The sequence below is a fragment of the Myroides odoratus genome, assembly GCF_965118575.1.
GTDB lineage: Bacteria > Bacteroidota > Bacteroidia > Flavobacteriales > Flavobacteriaceae > Flavobacterium > Flavobacterium odoratum_B.
Map to the genome: position 1 here is coordinate 1 of NZ_CBCPHW010000035.1, position 10,123 is coordinate 10,123.

Genomic DNA, 10,123 nt, shown 5'->3' on the forward strand with positions numbered 1-10,123 from the left:
CAATGACGCGTATAACCTGCGTTTGTCTGAGCGTCGAGCTCAATCGACGGTTCAATGGATGATACGTCAAGGTATTGATGCAAGTCGCTTAACAGGCAAAGGCTATGGCGAGAGTCAATTGCTCAATGCTTGTAGCAATGGTGTGCGTTGTACAGACCAAGAACACCAAGTCAATAGACGAAGTGAATTTATTATTTTGAATAGGTAAGTTTACAACCTATATTAGTGTGATTTTTTCAAAAAGGATTAGCTGAATTTTCAGCTAATCCTTTTTTTGTTCTTATATAAAGTGTTAGGTTGTAACTTCCCGCGCCGTGAATAAAATATCTGTATGAGATAACTGATTTTCGCTCTTTGTTCTTGTTACTATATTAGATAATTATGTAAGGCTCTTATTTTCTTTAATTAAAGTTAACATATGTCTATTTGGCTATTCAAATTATATTCATGTTCTAACTTAGCACGTAAAGAAGCTATTAGAATTAGATTATAAGGGCATATATTTAAGGCACAAGGTATGTAACCCGAATTAGGGATTAATATTTTAAGCACTTTTAAATATATTGAAGTAATCATAAAATATAAAAGCCTGCGAAATTAATAAATTTGCAGGCTTTTGTCTTGCTTTCAAACCTTTATAAGGCAATAACTTTGTTTATTTTATGGAGAAAGAGGGTTACTCTTTTATACTGTATGCTTTATAAATAGAGATGTTCACTTTTTTGGATTGTTGTGCGCACCTTATTAGGAAAGTTTTTAACTATGATTGGAATCGTTTGATTCTAAAAAGTAAAAATACATAATTTATATGTAAAGTATTTGTGTAATAAAAAAAAAAGTCTTATTTATGATGTTTTATATAATTTAATTATTTTTTTTCTTTATTACTAATCATTTTAACATTTATTTTTAATCAGAAAATCTAAATACAGAAAATTTATAATTTAGGTATTAACCACCTCTAGAGAATGGAGAAATCAAAATAAGTAAGTCCTAATAATATCAGGGCTTACTTATTGTTTTTTAATATTAAAATGATACATCTTTTTCTTGACTTAATGCCCCTGGAATTTGACTCAATATTTCATTGTCCATCGTGATAATAACATAATCCATCCCTTTATCCGAAAATTCCTTTAATACTTTAAAATAATCGTTTATGACATAATCTAGTTTTTTTGAATAAACTAGTACTGTAGTCATACTATCATTCTTAAAATTAAATTCTGTGTCATCCACAATCCTTTTTAAGTGAATTTTAGTGTAATCATTTCCTTTTCTTAAATGTTTTCTCACATTTTCAATGTCCAAATTATTCAAAGCTAGTCCGCAAACTTTTTTATTCCACTTTCTTCTTCCGTCTAAAATTTCAGCACTTGTAGAAAGCTTCCCTTCTACAAAAGATAATACAGATTCATGAAAGTTAGAGGCTAATTTAAAGAGTGATGTTTCATTTGAAATGTATATAATTTTATTACTATCAACTTCCCATATATTAACTATATGATCAATATACTCTTTAGGAGTGTCTTTTATTTCCATTCCTTGCCCAAATACAATAAATGGAAATAGGAATATAATAATTTTAAAAATTTTACTCATAAAAAAAAAATTAATAAATATCTACTACATAAGCATAATTCCCTTTACTGTCATATTGTTTAGGGTAATCTCCTGGTTTTAATACTACACCTCTTTCAACTACCATATCTTCATAGATAGTAAATTCAGCAACATCAGATTGGCTAAATTCATTTAAAGAAGTTAAACTACTTGGGGCGTAAAAAATTACTCTCTTATTATCTTTGTCAATTTTATAAACCAAGGCAACATCTTCATTTTTTAAAATTTCAGGTTCATGTGGATATGGAACTTGATACCAAGTGATAAGTATACCAGCACAGAATCCAAATCCAAAAGAGCAATTAATACCACTACCTCCACCTGTTGGGCTAATCCTTTTAGGGACTTTTAAAGCTTTAAAATAGATTACGATTCTAAAATCATTAACATCAAAATCAGGAATGGGTTGTGCTTCTACTTCTTCATTGCTAATATCAACAATTTTTTGCGTGTTATTGAACACTTCTTTATTTTCATCACTACAGGAAAAAAGGATAAGTGATGAAAATATAATCCCTGTTAATAAAAAAAATAGTTTTCTCATGATATAAATTTTTATTATTTAACATTATTTTAATGCAATATAATAAAAAAATTATATAAATAAACACTTAATTAAAGTATTTTTTTTCAAATATTCAGACAATTTCATTAGAATCTAAAGAGTATTACTTTTTTTTTTGTGAGGTAAAAAACTTAAATGCAAATCGGAAAAATAGTTTTACAAATCTTAACTATTAAATATCCATCTACGATTTAAACAATAAAAAACAACGACTTTGGAGTAGTTTTCTATCCCTCTGCAAGAGCAAGTCGTTTTGATGGTACGAACGTAGTTTCGAGTGCCTCAAAACATAACTTGCTCTAATCTTTCGATTAGTAAATCAACCAATTTTACAAAGTAAAATCTAAAGTGATTTCTTAATATGAAATCACCTACTATTTGACACTAAAGTGCCAAGATCAACCATAAAATTCCATTTAAAATTTTCAATCCGTACATAAACTTTCTTTGCTGTAAGATAGTAAAGTAAGTTTTACAATTGTCTTTTAAAAAGCAATGTAATGCTGTTTTAAAATGTCTTTGAAGTAAAAACTTAAAAGTATAAAGTTTTAAAACACTAAAAGCTTTTTTACAGGTTGAGTTTTTTAAAATAAACTTGCTTGCAGGGGTGTAAAGAACTAAAAGCGTTCAACTTTATAGCAAAGAAGGTTTGTTTAAAACAAGATTTGAAGCCACGTATAAGAAAAGCTCTAAAGTAAAACTCACTTATTTAAAACAGTAAATAACGTTTTGAATATTTACAACTATTATCTACTAACTCTTTTTTTGTAAATGAATATAATTTCAAAAAATCTATTGATACATGGTGGCTAATTTCAAAATAAACCCATCATGAAATCAATATTTTTCAAAATCGTTAAAAAACTTGTGGACTTAGTATTGAAAGTAACAATCAATTAGTAACTGAATTAATAAAGGAACTTATTAGCTATTGTTCAATATTTAACCAATTGAATAGCTTTCAGTTGGCGCTGAAGGCTTTTTATTTCCTTATTATTTTATTAATTGATAATACAAACCCGTTTTCATCATTGGTACATTATTGTATATAAATGGGGTATCTAATTAAATCCTTTTTGGATGATAGATAAACTAAACAACCTTTTTATCCTGTCTTTCATTCAAGTATTCTATGAACTCTTCATTTTTATTTATTGAAATGGTGACTTTATTTCCATTTTTCTTCTTCACAAAAAGAGCATATTTGGAAGTTAAAATATACCCCATCCCATGTTTCATTGAATAACGAATTCCCCATCCTAGAAAATCTTTTAGAGGAGAAATTTTAATTACTTCTATACTTTCAACGTCTTTCCATGGTATCTTTTTATTAACGAAAGGAAAATAACTATACGCAATAACACTATCATCTATCTTTACTCTTAATTTGCTTAAAGTGAAAAAAAAACCGAAAATAAGTACTAACGTTGAAATTAGTAATAGTACTAAACTATCATTTTGGTAAATGAAATATCTAATTGCTAAAACAAACTGAATAACAAATAAGATTAAAAGAAAAGGAGGCATATTTACATTACTTTCGACTGTTTTCATTTCATTAAATTTTTTAAATTAATAATTTTTTTAAAATTCTCCCTTATTGTTATATCCATTTCAGATAAATATAAGTGAAGTCCAGCTGCCATAGCCATAAAAAAAGCTGGTAAACCATGAACAATAATAATAACAAAATGTAAGATTAACCCTAATATTAAAAAAATATATTTATATTTTTGAGAGCAAAAAATAGCTATAAATAATCCTATTTCTAGAATAATAACACCCCAGTTAATAAAGGTAACAGTAAATGCATTTTCAAAAAGAAATCCAAAGATTTTTTTCATAAACAAAGGTGCTCCAAATACTTCATCATTAAACCAATAATAAACAGCAGTGCCATTAGCCCATTCAGGAGCATATATTTTGGCAACACCTGCATTAAAATACAATAAAGACATTTGAACTTTAATAGCAAATAATGCGCAAGTTGCATTTAGTAATAAAAATCTATTGACTTTACTATTTGTTTTCTTCACTATCCATGCATTTTTTCTACCATCTAAAATAGAAATAGGGATTAATAATAGTGTTAATATTGCATTTATTTGATCACCTCCTTCAATAATAAGCATACTATACAGGAGAGAGTATGCAACCCAACTTTGAAGAATACACAAATACCTCGGATAATATCCCATTACATTAACCAATAAGACCACTATAGAAAAAACATATACATAAATAACTTTGATTAATATTTTAAAACATTATCTATTTTTACTCCACGCTTTGAAAGACTTGGTAATCTTAGGCTTTTCAAAACATTCGTCTAAGATTAATCAAATATGCCTCGATTTCCTGGAAAGCGTCTTAGATGCAATACTAAAATTTGTTCTAAATTCACGTTATGAAGTGCGCACCCGAGCAAATACATCTTGTCTAATTTCTCCCTCTACTATCCCTCAAAGTCTCTTCAGTAAGTTCTAGCTTTGGTGTTTTCGCTCTTTTTAGTTCTTCATTCCTACATTTCTATTTTTACATCGGTTAATACTAGTGTTTGTGTATCTAATTATTCAAGCTCTTCTCTTTTTATTTATAGTTACCACAAATCAGATATAGCATTGTATAGTAGTACTATCAATCAATTATCTATGCTTTTAACCATTGGGAGCTATGTAACACTGTAGCGACGATTTTCTGTTTGTCTAACCAAAGTATTGCTTACTTTGACAAATAAGAAGATTATGATTTTGAAGATTTTTAGCAAGAAACATTTGAAAAATTACCGACTGAGATTCAAAAATTAAAGAACATCAATTAACATCGGTAACTGTTGCACAACTCCATTTTACAATAAAATACATAATATATCGCCTCGTTTAAGTCTTTTTAAGCGAGGTTTATTTTTAGAAAAGTATTCTGAAAACCAAAATTAGAGTGACTTAAAATTGATGTTTTATTCTTGTGAAACACTTGTTTTATAAAAACGTAGTTCTTCCCTTGTTTTAAGGAAATAACTTGAGCAAAAATATTCGGAACTTTCAAAAAAAAGCGCAGGTATTTCTTTAAGTTATATGATAAACTTGACATTAAAACATGTTTATTAGCTTGAGCCATTCCTCGACTATTAATCTTTTTCATATTAAAGAAATTAATCAAGGTTCCTAAAACGGGTTCTACTGTAGCACTTCGACGTTTAACTAATCTGCGATGGTACCTTTGTTTTGGGTAAGTTTCTCATGCATTTTATCGTAAAGTGGTTTATGAATACTCTCTTCGAACTTTTTGAATTTGGTAACTTTACCACAACAACTCTCTCGTAATGGACATTTTCCACAGTCTTGCTCGCTACTTCGATACGTTTTCTTTTCATAACCTTTACTATCAATCAAAGTACGTTTAAAAGGTAAAAATGCCTTATTTCCGCCTTCCTGAAAACATTCATATCGATTTTCTTTTTTATTGAATATAAATCCTTTACGTTCCGGTTTGTATTGTCCAAAATTTGGTATCCAGGCATTTAAATTATTGTCTTCGCAATATTGTAAACTCGTTCCACTACTATAACCAGCATCGGCTAAAACTTCTCCAATTTGAATATCGTTTCGATTTAAATTTTCTATAGTTTGATCCATGATATCCGCAAAAATTGAACTGTCTTTACTTCCAGCTGTACTCGCACAAGCTCCTGTAATTACGTGGTTTTTATCGTCAACAGCTAATTGACCCGCATAATTTAATTGTCGAGGCTTTCCGGGTTTGGTTGAGATTTTTGCATCGGGATCTGTAGGACTAAAATGCGTATGATTACTTAAAAATTTTGGTCGAATATCTTTACCATCTTCATCTTTTTGAAGCGTTTTTATATGTCCTGGCATTCCTTTAAAAGCTTCTTCTTTCCAATTGTGATGTTGCTCGACTAACTTTTTACGTGTAGATGTTACTTTGAATTCTGAGTTTTCTTCCAATTCATTCACAAACGCAGATGCATCTTTTAGAACCTCTTTTTCAACTAGAGAATCCATGCTCGCGTTAGCTTTGATAAAAGCAGAATCTACCGCTTGACGTTTACCTGAAACCATACCTTTTCCTACACATAAACTTAGGATAAGTTGAAAAAGCTGCAAGAAAACTTCTTCTCCGAAAAGACCACGTGTACGACTGATAGTAGAATGCCAAGGTAATTCTTCATTTAAATCGTAACCTAAAAACAACCGAACATCTAAACAATTACTAGAATAGCGAATCAAAGCTCTGTCGCTATTGATGTTGTTCAAATAGCCAACCAATAAAATCTTGAAAAAAACTACCGGATCAATACTTTCTTGACCTTGGGTTCCGTAATATTTTTCAGTGGATTTGTATGGAAAGTGTAAATCTAATTCTTGATTTACGCGGCGATAAAAATTATCGGATGGAACTAATCTGTCCAAAGCTTAGTTCGTAAAATAATTGTGGGGTAAAATCTTTTCGCCTTGCATACAACAAGATACGAAATTTTATTTATTTTTGGGTTGTGCAACAAGCACATCGGCTTGGCGAAATAGCAATTTAAGGGAGAAATCGAAAGTTTCTCCTTTTTTTGTTGCAACAGCCATTTATAGTTCCTTTTTTCTTAATTTTAGAAAATAATAAAACGCTGTAGCTTATGCTTAGGTTAGTATAAAGTTGAGCGTTTCGGCTTTCTAATCCGTCACGATCGCCAATACGCGACCCTTTATGTGACATTTTCCCCAAACAAACGTATGATAATCAAAGTAGAAATCATTAACCAACCATATTCAGGAGAATTTAAGGAACGAATTTATGATATTGAAAGTCCTTGGAATTCTCAAAGTTGGACATTTATAAAATTTACAGAAGATGATTATACTGAATGGTGCGGACAATTTAGAGGGTATCCTCAAAATGCTCAAGTTTCATTGAAAAATAAAATTGCGTTGATTTTGACAAGTGATTATCTTTTTCAATTAGACTTTAAAACCGCTAGTATAATTAATTTTGAAGATCAACCAAAATATAAAAGTTTATCTCTTACTCCAAGTGATGATTTTTTAATTGCTGATTATATGAATATCGAAAAAATCACTTCGAGCCTAAAAAATAAAAAGTTAATTGATAGTCCAATCGAAATGGATTTCATTGAATTTAAAAATTGGTCAAATAACACATTAGAATTTACTTGCGATGAGTTTATACAATGGGATAAACATTATTTGATGGAATATAATGACAAAACTGAAACTATAAATATAAAAAACGTCACATAATAAGGGTTTGACACAATGGCGGGTTAAAGCTAAAATTATTACGTATCCACCCGAGCAACCGCATATTTTTTATGCTTCTTGTAAGATAGTAAGTTTGTCTCAAATAATAAAGAGATGAGCAAACAAGACATCATGTACTCTCATGTAGAGGATTGGAAAGCAAGCGGATTAACCCAAGCAACTTATTGTGAAGAACACGGTCTAAAATTACCCACCTTTAGTTACTGGATTCAAAAATATTATAAACCGTCCCATCAAGATGACACGAGCAGTTTTATAGCCATTAGCAAAGAAGAACCCTTTACAAAAAAGGAATATGAGATTATCTATCCTAATGGGGTTAAACTTCGAGTACACACAGAAAATCTGAGTGAGTTGTATTCTTTATTACAGCTTGGATAATGTTTAGTTTAAGTAGTTCTCATCAATTCTATTTGTACACATCTGCCTGTGATATGCGCAAGAGTTTTGATAGTTTGTGTGGCCTTGTTCAAAATGAATTGAACCAAGTAGCTCATAATGGCAGTGTCTATGTTTTTATCAATAGACGCTGTAATCAAATGAAACTATTACACGAGTACACAGTATGCTTTACGCTACTTTCAGTTCGATGGTCAAGGTTCCTGAAATTTTATGATGAACCGCCATATTTACCAAATGATTTGTATCCATTGCCTGCTGAACAGTTCCGATTGTATTATACTTCTACATCTGCCGTTTCACAATCTTTTGAAATTTGGGTTTCAGATAGTTTTGGAAATGAAAAGCAGTTGAGTTTTCAGTTTAATAGTGGGGAGTAAGAATTCCAATGTATAGTAAGTGACCAGTCAAATAGACTAGCCACTTACTTTTTAAACCTATTTCGATACCATTACATTATTTTCCAGTTCAAATACCTTTTGTATTAGTTTTTGACTATGTAGCTTTGCGTTGACTCTTATTTCGTCTTCTGCATAACCTGCAGCTAATGAAGTGCCATAAAAGAAAATAGGGTCAATGTAATTCATTTGAGTATGATAGGCTGTCTGTTCCAGGTGTTTACAAAATTCATACACACGAAAATGTTGAAAGCCCAAAGTTGTGTAGCTGTCCTGCGATGAACCTACTGTGAAACTCGGTATAAAATTTTTCCCCTTTAACTTATCACCTTTTGAACCATAGGCAAATTGGTGTTCAAACACTAGGTCAAACCAATGTTTTAAAATGGCAGGCATACTGTACCAATAAAACGGATATTGAAAAATAATAGTCTTGTGCCGCAACAAAGCGGCCTGTTCTGCTTTTACATCAATTTTATAATCAGGATATAACTCGTGAATATTTCTGATTTCAATATCCATAGGGCTATTTTTTAATTCTTCGATAATTGTTTTGTTCGCAAAAGATTTATCGAAATTCGGGTGTGCTAAAATTACTAATGACATACTATAATTATTATAGTAGCAAAAATAATTTTAGTATATTGCAATTGCAATAACTATCGAAATTGATAGGTTGAAAAAGATGTAAGATGAAAACTGAATGTATCGGCGACTATGTTAAGCTGAAAGATAAAATTTACCCTTGTACAGTAAGCCTTACAATGGATTTGATTGGAGGAAAATGGAAAGCTGTTATTCTTTATCATTTGCAAAATGAGCCAAAAAGATATAATGAGCTTCGTAGAGAGATACCAGCCATTACGGAAATGACCTTGAGCCTGCAACTAAAGCAATTGGAGAAAGATGGTTTGCTTTTACGAAAAGTATATGGTACAAAACCGCCTATTAAAGTAGTGTACAGCTTAACCGATTTTGGCAAGAGCCTTATTCCGGTTTTAGAAGCGATTACGAACTGGGGCAATCAGGTAGTTAATGAAAATGGTGAATTTGTAAACGTCTCTTCATAGAACTAAAAGCCAGTACACCTTAAAGTTATTTCGAATACGGATGTAATATTTTATCAGTTTATTATTTAGGTAGTTTATCCAATCTTCTCCAACAAATTCTCTATCAGCTAAAACACAATCAATACGATCTTTGCCAAAACACTTAATAAAAATATCAATAAGTTCTTTTCGCTCATTTGTATTTGAATTACCGCGTTTGTCTAGCATTTTAAATAGTATTGGAAAACACATATTCTTATAACTAATACCTTACATTAAGATATTTAAGTCTTGTTTGCCAAACTTCCAATTGGTGCGATCCATCACAAGAATATAAGATCTTTGAACAGGAATAAGCACAAAAATCAGCCTTGAAATCCACTTCAATTACAAATCGACTGAAGACATAAAGTGCTCAATACGTCTATCGTTACTACCTGTCTGGGTACAATTGTCAAATCCCGTTGATACTTTATAAATAATCCCTTCCTTTATTTCTTTCTAAATCAATTGATTAATGCTTTTGTCGTGTACTAAGAACAGTTTGTTAAAATATTTTTATTGCTATAGTTTTGTTGGATAAAATATTTGGCAATGAAAAAAATCACTTTACTACTTTTTTTATTATTTACAATTGTTAGTTTTTCACAAGATAGCATTCAATTAACCCCTAAAGGAATGGTATCTACAACTACAGGGGAGGGTTTTGTTGTCATAAAATTTGATAATGTCCCTTTGGAAACCTTATATACAAATTCATTACTTTTTATAAGTAACAAATACGATAAACCTAACGAA

Annotated in this window: 12 protein-coding genes and 3 pseudogenes; 7 read left to right on the plus strand and 8 right to left on the minus strand. The window is 30.3% G+C overall.

The genetic code is table 11. The features are described from left to right. The coding region (locus tag ACMHJ2_RS17450; RefSeq protein ID WP_413514139.1) for an OmpA family protein at nt 1–208 on the plus strand (208 nt) is incomplete at its 5' end. An 821-nt stretch (nt 209–1,029) separates the two neighbouring features. Here ACMHJ2_RS17450 and ACMHJ2_RS17455 read toward each other — a convergent pair. From ACMHJ2_RS17455 to ACMHJ2_RS17480, 6 genes are all read right to left on the minus strand, one after another. Further along, nucleotides 1,030–1,602 (minus strand): hypothetical protein, encoded by a 573-nt coding sequence (locus ACMHJ2_RS17455; RefSeq protein ID WP_413514140.1) that lies wholly within the window; start codon nt 1,600–1,602, stop codon nt 1,030–1,032. A gap of 10 nt (nt 1,603–1,612) precedes the next feature. Next, the gene (locus ACMHJ2_RS17460) at nt 1,613–2,167 is read right to left on the minus strand and encodes a hypothetical protein (RefSeq protein ID WP_413514141.1); all 555 of its coding nucleotides are present in this window, start codon (nt 2,165–2,167) and stop codon (nt 1,613–1,615) included. 1,113 nt (nt 2,168–3,280) lie between these two features. Then, nucleotides 3,281–3,742, minus strand: coding sequence for a hypothetical protein (locus ACMHJ2_RS17465; protein WP_413514142.1), 462 nt, complete (start codon nt 3,740–3,742; stop codon nt 3,281–3,283). After that, the gene (locus tag ACMHJ2_RS17470; protein ID WP_413514143.1) at nt 3,739–4,320 is read right to left on the minus strand and encodes a hypothetical protein; all 582 of its coding nucleotides are present in this window, start codon (nt 4,318–4,320) and stop codon (nt 3,739–3,741) included. The genes ACMHJ2_RS17465 and ACMHJ2_RS17470 overlap by 4 nt, the downstream gene beginning before the upstream one ends. A gap of 757 nt (nt 4,321–5,077) precedes the next feature. Next, the gene (locus tag ACMHJ2_RS17475) at nt 5,078–5,347 is read right to left on the minus strand and encodes a hypothetical protein (RefSeq protein ID WP_413514144.1); all 270 of its coding nucleotides are present in this window, start codon (nt 5,345–5,347) and stop codon (nt 5,078–5,080) included. Nucleotides 5,348–5,388: 41 nt separating this feature from the next. Then, nucleotides 5,389–6,621: a transposase gene (locus ACMHJ2_RS17480; RefSeq protein WP_413514145.1), complete on the minus strand. Its 1,233-nt coding sequence runs from the start codon at nt 6,619–6,621 to the stop codon at nt 5,389–5,391. 312 nt (nt 6,622–6,933) lie between these two features. Here ACMHJ2_RS17480 and ACMHJ2_RS17485 point away from each other — a divergent pair, with 312 nt between their 5' ends. From ACMHJ2_RS17485 to ACMHJ2_RS17500, 4 genes and pseudogenes are all read left to right on the plus strand, one after another. Continuing rightward, entirely contained in the window at nt 6,934–7,458 is a 525-nt protein-coding gene (locus tag ACMHJ2_RS17485) for a hypothetical protein (RefSeq protein WP_413514146.1), read from the plus strand. 114 nt (nt 7,459–7,572) lie between these two features. Further along, complete coding sequence (gene tnpA, locus ACMHJ2_RS17490) at nt 7,573–7,860, plus strand: IS66 family insertion sequence element accessory protein TnpA (protein ID WP_413514147.1); 288 nt, start codon at nt 7,573–7,575, stop codon at nt 7,858–7,860. A 53-nt stretch (nt 7,861–7,913) separates the two neighbouring features. After that, nucleotides 7,914–8,009: pseudogene (gene tnpB, locus ACMHJ2_RS17495) on the plus strand (IS66 family insertion sequence element accessory protein TnpB); the annotation flags it as partial. A 19-nt stretch (nt 8,010–8,028) separates the two neighbouring features. Next, nucleotides 8,029–8,258: pseudogene (locus ACMHJ2_RS17500) on the plus strand (TraQ conjugal transfer family protein); the annotation flags it as partial. Nucleotides 8,259–8,315: 57 nt separating this feature from the next. Here ACMHJ2_RS17500 and ACMHJ2_RS17505 read toward each other — a convergent pair. After that, nucleotides 8,316–8,882 carry an NAD(P)H-dependent oxidoreductase gene (locus ACMHJ2_RS17505; RefSeq protein WP_413514148.1) on the minus strand — a complete coding sequence of 189 codons (567 nt, stop codon included), beginning with the start codon at nt 8,880–8,882 and terminating at the stop codon, nt 8,316–8,318. 86 nt (nt 8,883–8,968) lie between these two features. On the opposite strand from ACMHJ2_RS17505, the gene ACMHJ2_RS17510 reads away from it, so the two are divergent. Beyond that, nucleotides 8,969–9,346 (plus strand): winged helix-turn-helix transcriptional regulator, encoded by a 378-nt coding sequence (locus ACMHJ2_RS17510; RefSeq protein WP_413514149.1) that lies wholly within the window; start codon nt 8,969–8,971, stop codon nt 9,344–9,346. Here the strand turns inward: ACMHJ2_RS17510 and ACMHJ2_RS17515 are convergent. Continuing rightward, nucleotides 9,341–9,553, minus strand: a complete 213-nt coding sequence (locus ACMHJ2_RS17515; RefSeq protein WP_413514150.1) for a transposase — start codon at nt 9,551–9,553, stop codon at nt 9,341–9,343. The two genes, ACMHJ2_RS17510 and ACMHJ2_RS17515, sit on opposite strands and share 6 nt — an antisense overlap. 366 nt (nt 9,554–9,919) lie before the next feature. On the opposite strand from ACMHJ2_RS17515, the pseudogene ACMHJ2_RS17520 reads away from it, so the two are divergent. Next, nucleotides 9,920–10,123: pseudogene (locus tag ACMHJ2_RS17520) on the plus strand (hypothetical protein); the annotation flags it as partial.

Excerpts from the sequence above, each read along its gene's own strand:
- ACMHJ2_RS17505 (WP_413514148.1), bottom strand. The coding sequence starts at position 8,882 with ATGTCATTAGTAATTTTAGCACACCCGAATTTCGATAAATCTTTTGCG.
- ACMHJ2_RS17515 (WP_413514150.1), bottom strand. The coding sequence starts at position 9,553 with ATGCTAGACAAACGCGGTAATTCAAATACAAATGAGCGAAAAGAACTT.
- ACMHJ2_RS17485 (WP_413514146.1), top strand. The coding sequence starts at position 6,934 with ATGATAATCAAAGTAGAAATCATTAACCAACCATATTCAGGAGAATTT.
- ACMHJ2_RS17460 (WP_413514141.1), bottom strand. The coding sequence starts at position 2,167 with ATGAGAAAACTATTTTTTTTATTAACAGGGATTATATTTTCATCACTT.
- tnpA (WP_413514147.1), top strand. The coding sequence starts at position 7,573 with ATGAGCAAACAAGACATCATGTACTCTCATGTAGAGGATTGGAAAGCA.
- ACMHJ2_RS17470 (WP_413514143.1), bottom strand. The coding sequence starts at position 4,320 with ATGCTTATTATTGAAGGAGGTGATCAAATAAATGCAATATTAACACTA.
- ACMHJ2_RS17455 (WP_413514140.1), bottom strand. The coding sequence starts at position 1,602 with ATGAGTAAAATTTTTAAAATTATTATATTCCTATTTCCATTTATTGTA.
- ACMHJ2_RS17465 (WP_413514142.1), bottom strand. The coding sequence starts at position 3,742 with ATGAAAACAGTCGAAAGTAATGTAAATATGCCTCCTTTTCTTTTAATC.
- ACMHJ2_RS17510 (WP_413514149.1), top strand. The coding sequence starts at position 8,969 with ATGAAAACTGAATGTATCGGCGACTATGTTAAGCTGAAAGATAAAATT.